This window comes from Mesorhizobium carmichaelinearum, assembly GCF_900199455.1.
GTDB lineage: Bacteria > Pseudomonadota > Alphaproteobacteria > Rhizobiales > Rhizobiaceae > Mesorhizobium > Mesorhizobium carmichaelinearum.
Window position 1 is genome coordinate 72,719 of the sequence record NZ_FZQR01000001.1, and the last position, 19,482, is coordinate 92,200.

11 protein-coding genes are annotated in these 19,482 nt (G+C 63.0%); 5 read left to right on the forward strand and 6 right to left on the reverse strand.

Annotation, left to right across the window (positions count from 1 at the left end; all coding sequences use genetic code 11):
• Window positions 1-12: 12 nt before the first annotated feature.
• Genes CKW40_RS00290 through CKW40_RS00310 form a run of 5 tightly spaced genes read right to left on the reverse strand, consistent with a single transcriptional unit; the run spans window position 13 to window position 4,217 of the window.
• A complete protein-coding gene (locus CKW40_RS00290) occupies window positions 13-858 on the reverse strand; it encodes a transporter substrate-binding domain-containing protein (protein WP_095197972.1) in 846 nt (281 codons plus the stop codon).
• A 1-nt stretch (window position 859) separates the two neighbouring features.
• On the reverse strand, window positions 860-2,026 hold the full coding sequence (gene alr / locus CKW40_RS00295) for an alanine racemase (RefSeq protein ID WP_095197973.1): 1,167 nt from the start codon (window positions 2,024-2,026) through the stop codon (window positions 860-862).
• A complete protein-coding gene (locus CKW40_RS00300; RefSeq protein WP_095197974.1) occupies window positions 2,016-2,747 on the reverse strand; it encodes an ABC transporter permease in 732 nt (243 codons plus the stop codon). Before CKW40_RS00300 ends, alr begins: the two co-directional genes overlap by 11 nt.
• A gap of 11 nt (window positions 2,748-2,758) precedes the next feature.
• Window positions 2,759-3,418, reverse strand: coding sequence for an ABC transporter permease (locus CKW40_RS00305; protein WP_095197975.1), 660 nt, complete (start codon window positions 3,416-3,418; stop codon window positions 2,759-2,761).
• Between the two features lie 13 nt (window positions 3,419-3,431).
• Window positions 3,432-4,217, reverse strand: coding sequence for an ATP-binding cassette domain-containing protein (locus CKW40_RS00310; protein WP_095198458.1), 786 nt, complete (start codon window positions 4,215-4,217; stop codon window positions 3,432-3,434).
• 64 nt (window positions 4,218-4,281) lie between these two features.
• Between CKW40_RS00310 and CKW40_RS45315 the strand changes: the two genes are divergently transcribed.
• Both CKW40_RS45315 and CKW40_RS00315 read left to right on the forward strand, forming a co-directional pair.
• The gene (locus CKW40_RS45315) at window positions 4,282-4,407 is read left to right on the forward strand and encodes a hypothetical protein (protein ID WP_280175370.1); all 126 of its coding nucleotides are present in this window, start codon (window positions 4,282-4,284) and stop codon (window positions 4,405-4,407) included.
• Between the two features lie 209 nt (window positions 4,408-4,616).
• Window positions 4,617-5,543, forward strand: coding sequence for a LysR family transcriptional regulator (locus CKW40_RS00315; protein ID WP_095198459.1), 927 nt, complete (start codon window positions 4,617-4,619; stop codon window positions 5,541-5,543).
• A gap of 174 nt (window positions 5,544-5,717) precedes the next feature.
• Here CKW40_RS00315 and CKW40_RS00320 read toward each other — a convergent pair whose 3' ends face one another.
• Complete coding sequence (locus tag CKW40_RS00320; protein ID WP_095197976.1) at window positions 5,718-6,158, reverse strand: Lrp/AsnC family transcriptional regulator; 441 nt, start codon at window positions 6,156-6,158, stop codon at window positions 5,718-5,720.
• 148 nt (window positions 6,159-6,306) lie between these two features.
• Here CKW40_RS00320 and rocF point away from each other — a divergent pair, with 148 nt between their 5' ends.
• The 3 genes from rocF to CKW40_RS00335 all read left to right on the forward strand — a co-directional run bounded on the left by rocF (window position 6,307) and on the right by CKW40_RS00335 (window position 19,397).
• Entirely contained in the window at window positions 6,307-7,239 is a 933-nt protein-coding gene (gene rocF, locus CKW40_RS00325; RefSeq protein ID WP_095197977.1) for an arginase, read from the forward strand.
• Between the two features lie 2 nt (window positions 7,240-7,241).
• The gene (gene ocd / locus CKW40_RS00330; protein ID WP_095197978.1) at window positions 7,242-8,297 is read left to right on the forward strand and encodes an ornithine cyclodeaminase; all 1,056 of its coding nucleotides are present in this window, start codon (window positions 7,242-7,244) and stop codon (window positions 8,295-8,297) included.
• Between the two features lie 885 nt (window positions 8,298-9,182).
• A complete protein-coding gene (locus CKW40_RS00335; RefSeq protein WP_095197979.1) occupies window positions 9,183-19,397 on the forward strand; it encodes a hypothetical protein in 10,215 nt (3,404 codons plus the stop codon).
• The last annotated feature ends 85 nt before the right edge of the window (window positions 19,398-19,482 follow it).

Below are 19,482 nucleotides of genomic sequence, written 5' to 3' on the forward strand. Positions count from 1 at the left end.
GCCGGGGGGCGGTCACTTCCCGGTTTGCGGGGAAATATCCACGCCGAACCACTTCAGGCTGATCTTGCCGATCGCGCCGTCCCTGATGCTCGCCTCGATGGCCTTGTCGAGGGCGTCGGCGAGATCGGTATCCTCCTTGCGAAGGCCGACACCGACGCCGGGACCCCAGGTGCCACCTGAAAGCTGCGGGCCGAAAAACTCGACCGCCTTGCCCTCCGGCGTGTCGAGGAACTGCTTCCAGACCAGACGGTCTCCCAAGCCTCCGTCGATACGTTCGGACGTGAGGTCGAGTTTGAGATTCTCCTGGCTGTCATAGCTGCGCACCTCCGCAACATCGCCGAAGAGTTCACGGACGACCGCCTCCGAATTGGACGAGCGAAGGACGCCAAGGGTCCTGCCCTTCAGGTTCTCCCTGAGTTTTTCGATGGTTCCCTTCTTCGCCGTATCGATGTCCGTCAGATTCAGTTTCGCATTGATGTCGCTGGGCGGCAGGCCGAGCCCCCGGCGCATGACGATCTGGTTCGGCGCCGCGGCATAGGGAATGGAGAAGGCGATCGATTTCTTGCGCTTTTCGGTGATCGACATGCCGGCGATGATCGCATCGTACTTCTTCACCAGAAGACCGGGGATGATGCCGTCCCAATCCTGGGCGACAAAGGTGCATTGCAGTTTGATCCGGGCGCAGAGTTCGTTGCCGACGTCGATGTCGAAGCCGGCGAGCGCGCCGTTTTGGTCGATATAGTCCCACGGCGGTGAGGCCCCTTCCGAGGCAATGGTGATGGCTGTGCGCTCTCCGGCATGGGCGAGGCCGGCAACCAGCAGCAAAGCCGCAAGGGCGCAGGTCAGATGTCGTTTCATGTCATTCCCCTTCTTCTTGGTTTGGTCTGGATTGTTGTGCGACGTCTATCCGTCGCAGGCTCTCCCGCAGGCCGCATGCGATGCCCGTTTCGTCTGTATTCCAGGCACTGGCGAGTTCCGGCAGCGTGATGCGTTCCGCGTGAGAAGAGCCGAGCAGGACCGCTTCGTCCCCGAGCATCGCTTCGGGGATATCCGTGACATCGATGCGCAGATGTTCGAGATGGATGGGCGGCACGATGGGCGCACGCCGTCCCCTGACGAGCACCGAAGCGGAGGCACCAAGGTATCGCGGCACGCCATGCCCCCAGCCAATCCCCAGCACGGCCATGCGCATGGCCGGGTGGTATCCGGGCAGACCCGGAGGCGCCCCCATGCTGTCGTGGCACGTCTTGAGCGCGACGATACGTGCTTTGATCGCCGCCAGGGCTGGACGGGTGGGCAGGGTGCGGCGTCCGGCGCGAGAACGGGTCAATCCGAAGAGCAGTGCACCGGGATCGACCGCATCCATGTCGAATTCCGGATGGTGAAGCAGGCTTTCGCTGCTTGAGACCATGATCGTTCCGGGAAGGCGGCCCTTTGCCTTCAGCTCTTCGAGAAGTGGCGTCAGCCGCGCAAGCTGCGCCGGCGCCGAGGAACCGGCGTCGCCGAATTCGTTGAGATGGGCATAAAGACCGTCGACGGCGACATTGCCTTTGGAGGCGCACAGATCCATCAGCCCTGGGAGGTCGCAAGGAGCCGCGCCGGCGCGCCAAAAGCCGAGATCGACCTTCACGAAAACCTTGAGCGGCGCGCCGGTCGCAAGCCAGCCTGCCAGATCCTCTTCGCCGGAAATCGAAATCGTCAGATCGAGATTCCGGACAAGATCGACAGCGTTCGGGCCAATGCCCGGATACATGAGGATGGGTTTTCCTGGCGCCGCTTTTCGTACGGCCAAGGCGTCGGCGATCGACACGACGCCGAAGGCATCGGCGCCCGCGTTGGACAAGACAGACGCGACCTTCTCCGCCCCGCATCCATAGGCGTCCTGTTTCAGGCAGGCGAAGACTTTTGTGTCGCTGCCGATTGCCGCCCGGATGGCGCGATAGTTGGAGGCGATGGCCGACAAGTCGATTTCGCGCCAGGCAGTCTCGTGGAGCGGCAATGGGTTTCGACGGGGACTATTGTCCATGGGCCACCTGCTGCAAGGTGACCCGGCGCTTGTATGTCTTTGCCCGCGGCGTACCGTTCAACCAGACCTCCAGCACGTGGAAAAAGCCGGCCAGGAGGAGGGTCAGGCCGAGATAGAGCACGCCGGCGGCGATGAAGATCTCGCAGGGTGCAAAGGTCTCCGAAACCAATTTCCGTGAAAGGCCGGTTATCTCCAGCAAGGTCACGGTGCTGGCGAGCGACGTCGCTTTCACGAGGCTGATAACCTCGTTGGCATAGGAGGGAAGCACGCTTCGAAAGGCGATCGGGAAGATGATCCGGCGCTTGATCTGCAACGGCGACATGCCCACCGCCTGCGCCGCCTCGATCATACCGGTGGCCACGGCCTGGATGCCGCCGCGAAAAATCTCCGTCGTGTAGGCAGCGCCGTTCAGGGAAAAGGCCAGCAGGCAGCACCAGAAAGGATCGCGCAACAGGACCCACAGGACGCTCGACCGAATGGCGCCGATCTGACCGAGGCCGTAGTAGATGATGAAAAGCTGGACAAGCAGGGGCGTGCCGCGAAACACATAGGTGTAGGCGAGCACAGGCAATGAAAGCCACTTGCGAGACGACGCGCGCATGAAGGCCAAAGGTACGGCAAGGACGAGGCCAGCAACCAGTGATGCGAAGGTCAGGAGAAGCGTCAGCGGAATGCCGCTGGCAAGCGCGACCATGCTGGTGAGGAGGAGCGTGATGTCCATGACCTGGCGCCTCACCGTCCGGGAACGGCGAAACGCCGTTCGAGAAGATGGAAGATCACCAGCGCAAGACTGGTCAGCGTGAGATAGAGGGCCGATGCGGCGAGATAGAACGTCAGCGGCGCCCGTAGTGAGCCCGCGCCGATGGCGGCAACCCGCATGATGTCGGTCAGCCCGACGATCGAGATCAGCGACGTTTCCTTGACCAGGGAGATCCACTGGTTGGCAAGTGCCGGCAGAGCGATGCGCAGCATCTGTGGAAGGATGACCAGCAGCCAGGTCTGCCACGGATGCAGCCCGAGCGAGCGGGCCGCCTCGATCTGTCCCGTCGGTATGCTGAGCACGGCTCCCCGGAAAATTTCCGCCGTATAGGCGCCGAAGACGACGGTGAGGGAAACGACCCCGGCGAGGAACGCGTTGACCTCGACATAGCGACCGAAGAAGGCGCTGATGGCGACCGTTCCGCCGAAATAGATCAGCAGGATGATGATGAGTTCGGGCACGCCCCGAATGATCGTCGTGTAGAAACCGACCAAGCGGCTTAGTACCCTCCACCGCGACAATCGCCCCGCCGCGGCAAGCAATCCGAGCGCCATGCCGAGCGCGCCGCTGACAAGCGCCAGCAGTACCGTCGTCTTCAGTCCGCTGACGAACTGCACGGCAAAACCGTCCATGCGCGAAGTCCTTCTATCGGTGTGAAGCGAGAAAGTTGCGAAGGTGGCTGGAGACGGGAGAGGAGAAGAATTCTTGCGGCGGACTTTCCTCTTCGATCAGCCCGCGGTGCATGAAGGCTGCCCGTGTCGATACTTCGCGCGCGAAAGCCATTTCGTGGGTGACGATCACCATGGTGCGCCCCTCCCCCGCAAGCGCTGCCATAACGCGCAGCACCTCGCCCACCAGTTCCGGGTCCAACGCCGAGGTCGGCTCGTCGAAGAGCAGCACGCGCGGTTCCATCGCCAGCGCGCGGGCAATCGCCACGCGCTGCTGCTGGCCGCCGGAGAGATGGCGCGGGTAGGCGTCCGCCTTGTCGGAGAGCCCGACCTTGCCGAGGTAGTGGCGTCCGAGATCGGCCGCTGCATCGCGCCGGATTCGCTTTACGAGGACGGGCCCTTCCGTGACATTCTCGAGCGCCGTCTTGTGAGGCCAGAGATTGAAGCTCTGGAACACCATGCCCATCGACGCTCGCACCCGCCGGACCTGACGATGGTCGGTGACGCTGGACTGGCCACCCCTCTGCGATGCAACTCGGATCGCCAGCTTCTCGCCGTGGATCCAGATGTCACCGCGATCGGGAACTGTCAGGAGATTGAGGCACCGCAGAAGCGTGCTCTTGCCCGAGCCGCTGCTGCCAAGGATCGAGAGAATTTCGCCTGGCCGGACGTCGAGATCCACGCCACGCAGGACATCGTTGCCGCCAAGCCTCTTTTCGATCCGCTCAGCACGGATACCGGGCGTCAGGGTCTGTTGGAACATCGGCCCGCTCGGCATCAGGCACTCCGCGCCGGAGACTGCCTGCCGCCGGTACGAGACACGGGAAATGCAGGACACGGCAAAGCCCTTGCTGCGCGCATGGAGCGGCACCACCCTTTTGCTTTCGGTTGTCGATGTGCAGGAGCGCCCCTTTGCTCCGGTGGCGCCAAGCGCCTTCGGAACGGCGTCTTGACCTCAAAATTGCCTGCGGGCCTCCAAAGGTCAATTTATAAGCCAAATTATTTTTCGATAAGTTCAGCTAATATGGTCCAACGTCATCTCTAGGCGAACGACCACCTCTGGCGCTGTTGAAGCAAATCGGCGTGGCGCAATCGGCATTCAGGTATAAGTTGATCTTTGTATGGGAAAGGCGGCAATCGGCAGTCGCACGGAAGCCTCATCATGGTGGAAATCTCGAAAACAGGCATCACGCTCCGTCAGCTTCAGATCCTGCGCGAGGTCGTCAGGTCGGGCTCGGAGCGGGCTGCTGCCAAGGTGCTGAAAATCACCCAGCCGGCTGTCAGCCAGCAAATTCGGATATTGGAGGGCCTGCTCGGCGTGCAATTGTTCGTGCGTGACAAGGGGCGGCTTCTCCCGACGGCCCCGACGATGACGCTTTTTCGCGATACCGACGCGACCTTCGTTCAGATGGAGAGGATAGCCAAGACGGTCGCGTCCCTGAAGGGTGTCGACAGCGACACGATAAGCATCGCGGCGCCGCACGTCTTCTCGCTCCGACTTCTTCCGGACGCTTTCCACAAACTGAGCTCACACCTGCGGGTCGCGGGGATCGTTCTTAAGTCGGGCACCTACCCGGAAGTGGCGGACCATGTGCTGGATGGGCGCGCCGACCTCGGAATTGCGCGACTGCCTTTGGACGGCAATGTCTTCGACTGGTGCCCGGCGACGACCGCAACCAATGTTTACATCGTCCCGCGTGGCCACCGGTTCGCCCAAAAGGACATCATCAGGCCCGAAGACCTCGTCGGAGAGCCGCTTGTGGATGTCGAACCCCGGATGCAATCGCATCTCATGAATGAGAACGCCCTGCGATACATGGGGGCGGAACCGCATCTCGCGATACAGGTCGATGTCATTGGTCAAGAGGTCAGTTTCGTCGCCGCAGGTCTAGGCATTTCAAGCAGCAACACCTTTGCCGCCCGGCAATTTGCGTCTTTTCCAGTGGAAGTCCGCCCCTTTGAGCCAAGCGCCCTCTATCACTACGTCGTGTTCTGGCAAAAAGGCCGACGGTTGAGCACACTGCTTCAGGAGGCAGTGAATGTGCTCGTCGAGTGCGCGCAGGACGGGCCGGAACGTCCTGATTTGTAAGTACGCAATATCCTGGGTTGCGAGGCGATAGCGTCTTTGTCGTCAAGATCGCCACTGGCTTTTATGAGAACCCATCCATAAGCCTGCCCTCCTCGGGCCGCGTGCCTTCTTTGGTATCGGACATTCTGATCCGCTGCGAGCGGCAAGAGCGGCGACTGGGGGCCTTGATGGGATCTAAGTCAGTCGTGCTCGGGTCGTGCGCGGCGTGGCCAGGAGCAGACTGGTTTCGCTGCCTGTTATGCCGGCTATGAGGCGGATGCGCCTCAGCACTGCATCGAAATCAGTCAGTGATGCGGTCCCGAGTTCGACCACCAGATCCCAGCGGCCATTGGTGGTATGGATAGTCGAGACTTCGGGGAAGCCGCCCAGTGCCCGCACCACGCGGTCGGCGGCATGGCCCTCAATCTCGATGAGCATGATGCCGCGGATGCGCTGATCGACGGCGTCGGCGCGCAGCACCACCGTGTAACCGATGATGTCGCCGGACCGTTCCAGCCGCTCCATGCGCGCCCTGACCGTGGCGCGCGAGACGCCAAGATCGATGGCGAGATCCGACACGCTGCGCCGCGCGTCATGTCGCAGCAAGGTCACCAGCCGTTCGTCAAGCGTATCCATCGGGCGTTTCCATCGAGGTTACCATTTTGATCAGTTCTGCTGCCATTACGATAGAGAATGCTTTCCGGATTGCCAATTCTATCTATTCGTATCGCCGGCTCGCCATGATCTCCTCGCGGTTATCAGGATTTGGGCTGCGGGAAAAACAATGCGTTGCAAAATCGTCGGGGCACCGGTGCAGGACGGAGCCGGCAGAATGGGATGCGAAATGGGGCCGAGTGCGCTGAGGACCGCGGGCCTTGTTGAGGTGCTGTCCGGCCTCGGGCACGCTGTCGAGGATATGGGTGCCGTCCAGGCAATTCCGGCGAGGCGCGTCGTGCATGGCAATCTGGCGCTGAAGGCCCTGCCCGAAATATCGGCCTGGACATCCGCCATTGCCGCGGCCGCCTACGCGGCGAGCGAGGACGCCATGCCGATCTTTCTCGGCGGCGACCATTCGATCTCGGCCGGGACCGTGTCGGGCCTCGCCCGCCGCGCCGCCGAGGCTGGGCGTCCGCTATTCGTGCTGTGGCTCGATGCGCATCCGGATTTTCACACGCTCGACACCACCGCCAGCGGCAATCTGCATGGCGTGCCGCTGGCCTATGCCAGTGGCCAGCCGGGTTTCAGTGGCTATTTTCCGGATCTGCCGGCGGCGGTCGACCCCAAGCGTATCTGCACCATGGGTCTGCGCAGTGTGGACCCGGCCGAGCGCAGCGCGCTCAACCAGGCGGGCGTGACTGTGCATGACATGCGCGCCATCGACGAGCATGGCATCGCGCCGCTGCTGCGCGCCTTCCTGGCGCGCGTGTCGGCCGAGGACGGGCTGCTGCATGTCAGTCTCGACGTCGACTTCCTCGATCCGTCGATTGCGCCTGCAGTCGGCACGACAGTTCCCGGCGGCGCGACGTTCCGCGAGGCGCACCTGGTGATGGAGATGCTGTCCGACAGCGGCCTCGTCTCCAGTCTGGACCTTGTCGAGTTGAACCCCTTTCTGGACGAGCGCGGCCGCACCGCGACGCTGATGGTCGACCTGACGGCGAGCCTGATGGGCCGCCGCATCATGGACCGCCCCACCCGCAGCCATTCCGGGAGCTTTTGATCATGACCGCGGCAAAGCTGAACATCGTCCCCTTCGTCAGCGTCGACCGTATGATGAAGCTGGTCATCGCCATCGGTATCGAGCGCTTCCTGACTGAGCTCGCCAGCTATATCGAGGAAGACTTCCGTCGCTGGGAACTTTTCGACAAGACGCCACGCATCGCCTCGCACAGCCATGACGGCGTCATCGAGCTGATGCCGACAAGCGATGGGCGCCTCTACGGCTTCAAATATGTCAACGGCCATCCCAAGAACATGCGTCAGGGTCTGCAGACGGTCACCGCCTTCGGCGTGCTCGCCGATGTCGGCAGCGGCTACCCGATGCTGCTCACCGAAATGACCATCCTGACCGCGCTGCGCACCGCTGCAACGTCCGCTGTCGCCGCCAAATATCTGGCGCCGAGCGGCGCGCGCACCATGGCCATCATCGGCAATGGTGCGCAGTCGGAATTCCAGGCGATCGCCTTCAAGGCGCTGACCGGCGTCGATCGGCTCAGGCTCTACGACATCGATCGTTCCGCCTCGCGGAAATGCGCGAAGAACCTGGCTGGCATAGGATTTGACATCACCATCTGCGAAACCGCGCAGGAAGCGGTTGAAGGTGCCGGGATCATCACGACCGTCACCGCCGACAAGCAGTGCGCTACGATTCTCACCGACAACATGGTCGGCTCCGGCGTCCACATTAACGCCGTTGGTGGCGACTGCCCCGGCAAGACCGAACTGCACAAGGACATTCTGCTGCGCTCCGACATTTTCGTCGAGTTTCCGCCACAGACACGCATCGAGGGCGAGATCCAGCAGCTGGATCCCAACCATCGGGTGACCGAGCTCTGGGAAGTGATCGCCGGCAAGGCGCAAGGGCGCCGAGACGCCAAGCAGATCACGCTGTTCGATTCAGTCGGCTTCGCCATCGAGGATTTTTCAGCGCTGCGCTATGTGCGCGACCAGCTGCAAGCGACTGGCCTCTACGAAGAGCTCGACCTGCTCGCCGATCCCGATGAACCACGCGACCTCTATGGCATGCTGCTGAGAGCGGCCTTGCAGCCGGCAGCATAACAAGGCTCGCTCAAAGACAGCCACTTTCTCGCGTCTAGTCGCGAATGCGCATATTTCCGCGCAGAATCGCACCTTGGCGTATTTTCGGATACGTTCGGCGGCTGCGCCCAACACCTCTCGAAAAGCACCGTCACAGCTCCGACTAGCGCATTTTTGTCGCAAAACCGTGGCCAAGGCAGGCCCGGAGGTTGGCAGTGACGAGAAGAAACTTCCACCCAATACAACGGAATTGCCACTCAGAACGAGTGGTTCTCGGTAACCGCGTCGGCCTCAGTCTCCAGAGTCGCACCGACGTGGCGGAGAAGCCGTTTCAAAAGCACCTTCATCAATGCCCGCGAGGGCAGTGCCAATCCCCGAAAGAGATACAGCGCACCTGGAAGGTCGCTTCTCCACCTTGCCCGCGCATCAGTGGTTGTGACGCGCGCCGACCATTGCCGCTGAGGTACGCGCGGCCGGCGCTCGCGAAGGTGAGGCCATGACAATGGCGGAGAACCGATCCCGGCTGACGACAAAGCCCAGCGAAACGATCGGCCTCTGCATGCGCGAAAAACGGCTGGTCGGCTGCGTTCAGGGAATATTGCAGGGCTACGGTCAGAGTCAGATCATCCGGTCGACCGTACTAAGCCATTGATTTTTCTATCTGAGCATTGTGGCTTTTATCCTTCTTGCGATAGAGCTAATGTACAGAAAGATAGGTTAGCCGGAACAGCAAATAGGTAAAATTTATATCACTTTAAAACCCTCCCAAATATAGTCTTTTACAAACATATTTCTTCGTCTTATCGTTGTACTTCGCGCCAAGGTATAATGAGCGCCGCGCCCAAGTCCTCAGCCGACGGTTGCAGGACTTGGATGGCTGTGCCATGGCCACAACGGAGGTGGGGGATGATCGCTTTCAAACGCGATACGAGTGGCCTTTATCTGGCTGATACCCCTGCCAACGCCCGCGTCGCTTTCCTGTTCCAGGATCAGTCGCGCACCGACCCGACCTTCGATCTGACCGCCCAGAGCTGGGTCGACCCAGGCCAGCTTGGCTACATCGCCTTCTTCGTGCCGTCGGCAACGCGCGACTGGGCGACTTTCGAGGCCGGTGTCCGCAAGGCCTTCACCGCCAATGCCGGCACGCAGATCGGCTGGTTCCCCGAGCCGCTGAGCATCGCGCCGGTTCTGGTCTCGATCACCGGGCAAGGTACGTCGTCACCAACCGTTGCGGAATCCTTCTCGCTGACATTCCGCCAGAGCGTGACGTTCCAGGTGCAGCCGGATTTGTTCGAACTGTCGACGACGGTGTTGTTCGACGACGCCTCCAACAGCCTGCAGATCGCCAACAGCCAGCCGCCTGCCACACTGCTTTTGACGGCGACGCCGCCCGCCGGCGCCACCGTCACGTTCCAGTCGCAAGCGCCATTCGCGAGTCTGGCGCTTTCCGGGCCGTTGGCTGGCACCGCCCGCACGGCGTTTGAACTGGCCACCGCCGATCTCGTCCAGTTCGAAGCCGGCATGATGTATTTCAGCCCGCCGGTCGATGGCGGGCTGGTCAATGCCTTGAGCTATCCGGTTTTTCGCGGCGCAGGCGGCTCGACGACGCCATTCGGCTTCAACGTGACGCTTGACGTGCTTGGGCCGCTCGATGCGGCGCGCAGCTTCTTCCAGTTCACCGATCCGCTGCTCGGCTCGACTTTCGTCACCGCCAACGGCAAGCCTTTCGCCCTCAACACGGTCAACATCGGCGATATCGCCACGGCGAGCCGTCTCGTCTTTGCCGGCCGGCCGCAGCAATCGCCGAGCGAGCAGCGCTATTACTATCTGACGCCGGCGGGACAGTTCGGCCTGGCGCTCGACACCGGCGCCAATCAGGTCGCTGCCGCGGCAGACGAAACGGTGCAGATGCTGTGCGGCGTCACTGGCACCGAATTCGTGACCGTCAACGTCGGCACGACGCCGGACAAGCTGCAATTCGTGCCGGCCCAGCCGGCCTACCGCATCCAGCCGGCGCAGGATTCGCCGACCAATCCCGCTTTCCTCGATACCACCGCGACGACCTCGTGGGCGCAGCTTGTCTCCGCGAAAGGCACCTATGTGTCGCAGCCGGAACGCGCGCCGCTCTACAACCAACAGGGCAGCTCAGCCGCAATGCTCGCTGGCGCGGCACCCGCCTCAGGCCTCACCGTCTATCTCCTCAACTATTTCCACGTGCCGTCATGGACCGATGCCGGAAGCGCGCCGGCCGTGCCGCTGGTTCCCTATGCCGGGCTCGACTTCTCGACCAATCCCAATTTGAAAGCCGCCGCTTATCTCGACATGGAGTCGCGCGCGCTGAACCCCAGGCGCGCCGCTGGCTTCCTTCCACCACCAAAGCCGCGCAGCGCGGCAAAAGCCGCCGCTGGCGACCCAACCGTGTTGGCCATGACGCCGCAAGGCATGCTGGCCGAGCTGGCCGGCACGCCGCTGGCATGGACCGGGCTGCAGATGGCCACGAGTGCTGCCGGCATCCTCGAATTCGAGGCCATGGGTCCGTCGATCTCAAAGGCCGTGCAGCAGAACCAGATCTTCACCGTGGTCAGCGAAAACCCGGCCAACGCCGATCCGCTCGGCACCGGACAAGCGCTGTTCGATTTCACCAATGACAAGCTCGAGATCGGCGATTGGACGTTCGACCTGTCGTCGGGCGGGCTCTCTGCACCCGACGGCACGCCGCCGATCTTCATGATGAAGTTCTATCCCGGCGAGACGATCGAACAACTCGTCGCCGACACAAGGCTGTGGTCGCAGCCCGACACGTTCAACAAGACATTCACCGCCGCCGCGGCGCAAACCTATTTGCAGACGCTGATCGCCGAGGCAAAGGCCTCGGTGTTCCCGAATGGCGGCACGCAGCCCGACACGACATCGCTTTACTGGACGTTCTACCAGACGGTCACCGACCCGACATTCAACGGCGTCCTTGCCGTCAACTGCAACATGCAGCTCGACCAATTGCCGACTGCGGTGCGTGCCGTTCTCGGCGGCATGACGGACCCCGGCATTGCCGGCTTTCGCGTCCATCATGTCGGCATCGCCATCAACAACACCGACGCCGACCCGAAGCAGACCGCGCCCGTGCTGGCGCAGAGCGCGACCTTCGCACTGGTCGACTATGAAAAGGCGGCGAGCAAAACGGCAGCCGCTGCCGGTATCGACATCGACTACGGTTTCGAGGTCGAATATCTGCGCGCTCTGTTCACCAATTCCGAGCTGCGCAGCTTTGCCTGCGAGATCAATCTCACCATCAACGATCTGTTCAAGACCGGCGTCAATCTCGATGCCGAGCAAAGCACGGCCAGCAATACCGCCGCCGAGGGCGGCAACGTCATCGCCATCATGGGCTCTTACCAGGCGCATGGCACCAGCGGCGACGACACGAGTTCTGGACAGGGCGTCTATTCCTTCGTCGCCCAGGGCGAATTCGTCTTCAATTTCACCGACGACAGCGGCAAGTCTAACAACAAATATCTCAAGCAGATCACGCTGACGAAACTGCAGTTCTCGTTCGACGACGAAACCCCGGCGACCCCGCCGAAAGCCGACACCACCCATATCAGCGCGCATTTCGCCATCTGGGGTTACATCGAGTTCAACGAGTTCCAGGTGCTCGACCTGTTCGCGTTCGAGAAGCTCGCCTTCTCCAATCTCGGCATCGAAGTCGGCTTCGACCTGACGATCCCGGCCAACGGACAGCCATCGACGAGCACGCCGTCGCTCAGTTTTTCGCCGGGCGACCTGCGGCTGGATCTCGGCGCGACGGAAAAGCGCAGCGGTGCTGCCAGCCTGCTCGACCTGATCCCGTTCAAGCTCAAATCGTTCCTCTATTCGGGCGAGGCCGACGAGACGATCGAGAGCCTGAACTACTATTCGCTTGGGACACTGCCGGGGCTGGCGGAAAACGGCATCACGCTGCAGGACAAGTTCAACTACGCGCTGATCTTCGACCTCGATCTCGGCTCGATGGGTGGCCTGGTCGGCTCGCTCTCGGCCTTCAAGTTCAGCGTGCTGATCGGCTGGCTGAGCCCGGAGGATGGCGGCGGCCTGGCCTTCGGCATCCAGCTGCCGCAAGTCGACGGCAAGCTGGAAATCAAGATCGAGGGTGTGCTCACCATCTCGATCGAGCAGTTCAATCTCGAATACGCCAAAGACAGCGAGCCCCAGATGCTGGTGCTCGGCATGCACAATTGCTTCATCGAGATACTGGGGCAGCGGCTGCCGCCCGACGGCACGATCAGCATCGGCCTGTTCGCGCCGACCGAGGGCGCCGACCAGATCGGCTGGATCGGCGCCTACAACAAGGGCAAGGACGGCGGCGGTGGCGGCGGCGACACGCAGGACGAACCGGCGGCGTCCGTGCCGGCCAGGCTCGGCGCGGTCAGCGACGTCTTCGACCTCGTCTATCTCGGCGTCGGTCAGCGGGTCGGTCCCGACCCGGCCAAGCCGCCGCCCAATTTCGACGAGTTCCTGAAATTCATGCAGGGCGAGTTCTGGGATAGGCTGCAGGACAAGAAATTCTCCGACATCTACCATCCCAACGGCAAGTGGATCATCGTCACCGACTTCACACTGCTCAAGGTGCTTGAGGTCGGCTTCGTCTTCTATGACGTGACGCCGTTCTACGCACTGCTGCTGCGGCTCACCGGCGGCGCCGGCAAGGGCGCGGAATTCGAGATCGTCTACACCAAGATCTCCGACACGATCGGCAAGTTCGCCGCCGTCTTCGGCCTGCCCGACAGTTTGCGCACCTTCCAGGTGGGTGCTGCTTCACTGACGTTGCCGACGCTCAGCGTGGACGTCTACACCAATGGCGACTGGAAGGTCGATCTCGGCTTCCCCGACGGCGACAATTGGAGCGTCTGCTTCCAGGTGCAGGCGCAGGCCGGTCCTATCCCCGTCACCGGTTCCGGCGGCTTCTACATAGCGAGCCTCAGTTCGGCCACCGACCCCGATGTGTTCAAGGGCACGTATCAGAGCATCCTGGCCTTCGGTTTTGCCGCACGGCTGGGCGTCGGCAAGGATTTCACCGCCGGGCCATTGAAGGCAGGCGTCAGCGTCACTTTCTTCGGCATCATCCAGGGTGCCGCCGGCTATCTCACCAGCGGCGGCGGCGACCTCGCCAAGAAACCCGATGCGCTGTCGCTGCAAGGCCAGTTCGGCATTATTGGCGAGCTCTATGGCTCGCTTGACTTCGTCATCATCAAGGCCAGCGTCAATGTACGGCTCGAAGCCTCGATCGGCATCATCCTGGCTCTGGAACCGCCAAGCGTGCCGGGCGGCGGCGGTGGCTCGATCCTGCTCTACATCGAGGCCTCGGTCAGCGTCAGCGTGACGGTGGAGATCAACCTCTTCCTGTTCTCCATTTCCATCAGCTTCAGCTTCAACGCCTCGTTCCGTTTCGAATGGCAGCTGGCCGGGTCCTCTCAGCAGGCCCAGATCGAAGGCTTTGCGCGGCTCAGGCAGCGATTGCTTGCCAGTGCGGCACCCACCGTCGGCCTGTTGCCGAGCCTGCCGAAGGACCTGCCGATCCTGTTCCTGCCGGAGCTGACGGTTGTGTTTCCGGACGCGGTGAGCAATGGCGCGCCATGGGTCGTGACCTCGCTCGGCATACAGTATGACGACAACCCGCCACAGAACCCGACCTATGCCGACTTCAAGCCTTTCGAGGCGGTGACGACGCAGCTCGCCACTTTCGCGCTCATGCACGCGCTGAACCTGCCGGCCTACAATTCCGTGGTCCAACTCGAGTTTGATCCGGCGAGCGGCGCACTCGGCTTGAAGGACATCGACAGCGATCCGGACGCACTGACCGGCTGGCTCGACTACCCGACGGTGCTCAGCCAACTCGCCAATTTCAGCGCCACGCTTTCCGTGCCGACCAGCCCCACCAAGGCGAGCGTGTTTCCGATGCCGCCGTTCCTCAACCTCGCCACCACGGGGCGCACGGACGGCAATGGCAATGCACAGGAGTTCGCCTATCAGTTCCAGTCGAAGAACCCGGTCTCGCAGACCTACCTGCAGGCGGTCGACACCTATTTCAACCAGCTGTTCGTCAACCAGACTTCCAACCCAGGCTCCGCCAACCCGACCGGCGGCACGACGCCGCTGTCGCAAGAGATTTTCCTCGATTACTTCAAGGGCCTGATCCGTGGGGCGGTGCACGAGCTGCTGGTCACGATGCAGGATGCCGGGCTGACCTCGTCGCCGCTCGACAAGCTGTTCACGGCGGCTGTGGCGGCACCGACGCCCGGCGCGCAGACGCGCTTCCAGGGTCTTGCCGGGCAGATGTCGAGCGCGTTCCGCGGCGGCGTGCGTCTGCCTTACACCGACGGCCTTACCGTACCCGGCGGAACCGCGCTGACGACCACCAATCCACTGTTTGCGCTTCTGTGGCAGGAATTCCCGGCCGGCGGCTTTACCAGCAGTGGCAAATACGCCATCGCGCTGAGCAATCCCGACGCGACGCAAGGCTGGCTGACCGTCAACGCCTCGTACTCGCTGACCCAGGACGTCCTGGGCAAGTATCTCGGCTTGAAGGAGGCTTCGGTCGCAGCACCCGGCAGTCCGACGCCGATCGCGCTCAGCTCGACCGGGCCACAATCCTTCGCGCTGGAGAACGCCATCGCCTGGACGCCGCCAGGCGCCGGTGCGCTCAGCCTGCGGCCGTTCGCGCCCAGCCTGGTGAAGTTGCAGGCAAATGAAGGTACATCCGCCATTCCCGTGCTGGTGAAATCGCGCCAGGCGCAAGGCGCGTATCTGCCGGACGGTACGCCGCTGCCTGCCGGCGACATCACCTTCGCCACCAGCATCACGCTGACGGTCAAGCAGATACCGGGCGCCGCGCAAGGCAGCGTGCTGCCCGACGTCTACGCGCTGTCCGGCGCCAGCCAGGCGGACGAAGCGCTGCTCGGCAGGATCCTCGACGATCTCAGGGGCGGCGATCGGCCCGTCGCTGCGATCCAGATCCTGTTCCAGACGGCGGCGGGCGCGCCCGGCCTTGTCTCGGTCGTGGTCGATCCGACCGCCGTCTTTGCGCTGCGCACCAACACCACGACAGTGTCGCAGCCGCCGCAAGGTCTGATGGGCTTCGCGCTCGGCTTGCCGGCGGGCGTCTCCGTCGGCGCCAGCACCGACATCTCCGCCGACGGCGGTTACGGCTTCCTGCAGATCATCCAGCAGGCGACGGTCACCAATGCGTCGGGCTACTACCTGCGCTTTGTCGACAAAACAGGCAATTCACTGCCGACGGCGCTGTTCGCCAAAGGCGTCGCGCAGGTGACGATGCTGGTGACCTACAAGCCCGGCAGCGGAACCAACCAGAACGGTTCGCCGCTTGCCATACAACCCTACTACAACGCGGTCGTGCTCGCCGGCACCCAGACCAGCCTCGTCTATTATGCCGAGACGGCCGATCCGGCACTGGAGGCCCGCTACGTCAAGGTTGCCGCCGGCACGTTCGGCGTCGAGTTGACGCGCGCCGAAAGCGTCATGCAGTTGAAGGCGCCCGCAGCGCTAGCCAAGGCCGGGCTGCTCGCCAAGACGACGACACATTCGCGCGGCGATGTCATCGCGGCGCTGCGCGCCTCAGGTGTCTCCGACGACGCCGAATTGCACCAGGCCCTGGCAGCGGCGGGCGACGCGAAGGCGTCGCTCAACGCGCTCTACAGTCTCGTCACCTATCAGATCCAGGCGACGACGGGCTTCAGCCTGAGCAATCTGTCGGCGCCGATCCAGCCGCAAAAACCCGACCAGTCCGCGACCACCGGCACTTACCGGGTGTTCGCGCCGCTCTACAATGTCGCCACCGACAATGCCGGTTCGACGACACCCAATCGCTACGCGTCGATCGACGACAAGTTCACGCTGTCGTTCTTCGTCAACGACGCCTTCGGCAACCAGCTGCCGACGCCGGCAAGCTACAGCGACACCAATTTCTATTTCGATCCGATCGTGCCGGTCGACCAATGGCCAGGCATCCTGCCGACCTACGGCTTCGACGCCTCGCAAGCGAATACGGTCGAGATCGTGCTGACGCCGAGCCAGGCGGCCTTCAGCGGCATGTCCGCCGACCAGAAGGCGGCGGCACTCGCCAATTACCGCACCATCGAGGACCAGATCACCGGCCCCGGCGTCTCCTTCTATGTCGAGACCAGCCTTGCCTTGCAGGCGGATGGCGCGAGCTTTGTCAGTTTCCCGGTCTCAGTCGCCGACACCAGCAAGGTCGCCGGCATGGTTGGCGACCTTGTCAACTGGCTGGCGGGGCTCAGCACCAATTTCCCCGGCGCGATGACCATATCGATGCCGGTCAGCGGACCCGGCGCTTTGCCGCCCCTATTCGAGATCGTCGTGCTCTTCGGCATCGCCCGCAATGTCAATCTGATCTCGCCCTATCTGAAGGATCAGTTCGGCACGGTGATGGTGCCGTCGGCGCAGAACGTCGCGACCGGGTTTGCGCCTGCGACCGGCGGCGCCAGCGCCATGTCGCAATTCGCCGCCGACTTCACCGGCGCCTTCCCGGCCCAGAAACTCGCCATCGGCATGAACGGCGCCGATGCATCGTCGCAGCAAAAGCAGTCGAGCACAGCCTTGTCTAGCACGGGCTTGGCGCGCAAGCGGCTGAAGGCGTTGAAGCTTGCCCATGACGGTTCGGGCGGCGCACGTGCCGGCTCGCAATCTCTATGGGCGGCGGCGGCCTCGTTGCTCGACATCTCGATCGGTGCTGCCGGGGGCGGACCGCGCTTCCTCTCGCCGAAGCCGCTCGACAATGTGCTGAACAGCGCCAGCGTTCCCATGCCGACGCTGTCGTCCAAGCTGCCGGCGCTGCCGGCACAGCAGTTGTTCATCGACACCGATCTCGACCAGCTCAACCGCGGCTTCTTCCAGGCGGTCGACGAAGTGCTGTCGCCTGCATCCGCAGCCAAGGCCTTCGAACTCGCTCCGGACTCCTACGGCAAGATCGCGCTCGGCCGTGAAACGCTGGCGCAGAAATATGCGCAATATGAGGTCGATTGGCTGTTCGGCCCGCAATCGCCGTTCACCGGCACGACGGCCGCACTGGGCGTCGCTCGGGACGTGTTCGAGCAGCAGATGCGCGCCGCGCTGATGACGGCCTATTCGGTCGACACGATCGTGCAGTACGACGTGACCTGGAACCAGCCGGTGTCAGCCGCCGCCGACGGCAATATGGAACTGTTCGGCCAGATCGAAGCGGTGCTTGCCGGAAGTTACAGCTGGAACGGCGTCAGCCTGTCGGCGACATCAAGCAATCCGCACGGGCTGACCGATGGCAGCCGCGTTTTGATGATCTTCCAGACGAGTTCCGGCCAATCGCCGGACGATGGTGTCTATGCCGTCACCGTCACTGGCGACACCACCTTCACCATCACCACCGCCGCCAGCGGTTCGGGTGTCGGCACCTTCTCGGCCACGCAGCAGAATGCCGGGCTGTCGACAGCCCATGTCGGCATTGTGAGCACGGGTGCAAGCCCGCTTACCTTCCTCTATGGCGATCCGGATGCCGGCGCCGCCGCGGTGGTGCCGTTCGACCTGCGCTTTGCCGTCACCAATCTGCAGTTCTTCCTGGCGCCGGCGGGCGCGCCCGACGAGGCGCGACCCTCGATCTGGCTGCAGCTTGTCGATCCCTATCCGCAGGGCGTGCCGCATGTCGGACCGGCCGGCGCGCTGACCAAGATCCCCGTGGTGTATCGCCAGTATCCGACGCCGCCGACATTGATCAGCCAGACCTGGTCGGGCTTCACGCCGACATCGGGCTCGGGCAATCCGATCGCCGACGGCGCCGACTGGAGCTACCTCTATACCTATCAGGCCTTCCTCGTCGCGCAGGACCAGATCAACACCGCCGTCACCTACAACACAGATCTCAGCGCGGCGTCGAACACGCCACCCAACCTCCTTGGCTCTGCCGGCCCCAGCGGTCCCTTTAATCTGTTCACCGCGCTGGCGCGCACCTCGGCCGTCTACGCAGCGATCGGTTCAGTGCTGCGCAACCCAGCCGATCCCGCCTGGGCCGACGCGGTGGCCGCCTTCGCCACCGCCATTGGCGAGGTGACGGCGAACAAGGACTGGAACCTGGTCTTCAACCTCGATTTCGTTCAGGGCCTGGTCAACGTCACCGACAACTATGTCGTCACCGACTTGCTGCAGCCGGACGGCACGACACGGCTGATCGATCTGCAATGGCCGGCAACGCAAGGTGAATCGAGCTTCGCCAATGTGGCGCTAACCGTCACCGCTCTCGACCCGTCGAACCTGACGCCGTACCCGAACCAGCATCCCATCCAGCCGCCGCCGACGAATGGTCTGCAGTTCGAGGTCGACAATGCCCCGCCCGGCAATTTCGGTGTGGCGCACACGATCGAGGTCGATGCGCTCAACGTGCTGGCGGCCGAGAATGCACTGGCCTCGGTGCAGATCGAACGCAACCTGATCACGCTTCAAGTCGCCGACAACACGGCTTGGCAAGTGGTGCCGGAGTTCATCTACAAGACGCCGCAGGTGCGGCCGAGCCAGCCGGTGACGCCGTTCATCGACAATGCGACGCCGATCGACGTGACGACATTGCCGGGCCAGGGGTCGGGCGCGGCCTGCCCGACATCGCCTTCAAGCCTGTGCCAGCGCATCTACACCGTCATGGCCGATCTGCTGGCCGACCCTGCGCAGGAAAAATCACTGCTTGGGGCGCATGCGGCGGCCAGCGTGACCAGCGGAACCACAAGGCGGGTCAAAGTCGCCTGCTCCTACCAGTTCCCGTTCCCCGCCGTTGCCGGCGGCGCCTTCGACGGGGCCTCGATCAGCCCGCTGGTTCCGATCGTGCTGGCACGGTCTTTCGAGATCGACGGCCAGCAGACGGCGCAGCTTGGCGATTTCGCCGCGCTGTTCGCCGAGGCGATCGCCGGCTGGGCCTCCGGCAAGAGCATCGTCTTCGGCGCTAATGCCGAGCCGGCGGGCGCCAGGCTGGTCTTCGACATCACGCTTTACGCAGCGCTCAGCGGCGTCAACACGCCGGTGCTGCGCTTCAGCAACCTGCAACTGAACCTGACGGACATCGATGCGAACTGACCGCTCAAGGCGGGCACTTGCGACGGCGTCACGCAACACATGACTGGAAAGGAGGAATTTTTCGAAACCAGACTTCGGGCCAAAC

What these genes read in the sequence shown, in the direction of transcription:
- rocF (WP_095197977.1), top strand. Translation starts at nt 6,307, where the DNA reads ATGCGTTGCAAAATCGTCGGGGCACCGGTGCAGGACGGAGCCGGCAGA.
- CKW40_RS00320 (WP_095197976.1), bottom strand. Translation starts at nt 6,158, where the DNA reads ATGGATACGCTTGACGAACGGCTGGTGACCTTGCTGCGACATGACGCG.
- CKW40_RS00335 (WP_095197979.1), top strand. Translation starts at nt 9,183, where the DNA reads ATGATCGCTTTCAAACGCGATACGAGTGGCCTTTATCTGGCTGATACC.
- CKW40_RS00290 (WP_095197972.1), bottom strand. Translation starts at nt 858, where the DNA reads ATGAAACGACATCTGACCTGCGCCCTTGCGGCTTTGCTGCTGGTTGCC.
- CKW40_RS45315 (WP_280175370.1), top strand. Translation starts at nt 4,282, where the DNA reads ATGCAGGACACGGCAAAGCCCTTGCTGCGCGCATGGAGCGGCACCACC.
- CKW40_RS00315 (WP_095198459.1), top strand. Translation starts at nt 4,617, where the DNA reads ATGGTGGAAATCTCGAAAACAGGCATCACGCTCCGTCAGCTTCAGATC.
- alr (WP_095197973.1), bottom strand. Translation starts at nt 2,026, where the DNA reads ATGGACAATAGTCCCCGTCGAAACCCATTGCCGCTCCACGAGACTGCC.
- CKW40_RS00310 (WP_095198458.1), bottom strand. Translation starts at nt 4,217, where the DNA reads ATGTTCCAACAGACCCTGACGCCCGGTATCCGTGCTGAGCGGATCGAA.
- ocd (WP_095197978.1), top strand. Translation starts at nt 7,242, where the DNA reads ATGACCGCGGCAAAGCTGAACATCGTCCCCTTCGTCAGCGTCGACCGT.
- CKW40_RS00305 (WP_095197975.1), bottom strand. Translation starts at nt 3,418, where the DNA reads ATGGACGGTTTTGCCGTGCAGTTCGTCAGCGGACTGAAGACGACGGTA.
- CKW40_RS00300 (WP_095197974.1), bottom strand. Translation starts at nt 2,747, where the DNA reads ATGGACATCACGCTCCTCCTCACCAGCATGGTCGCGCTTGCCAGCGGC.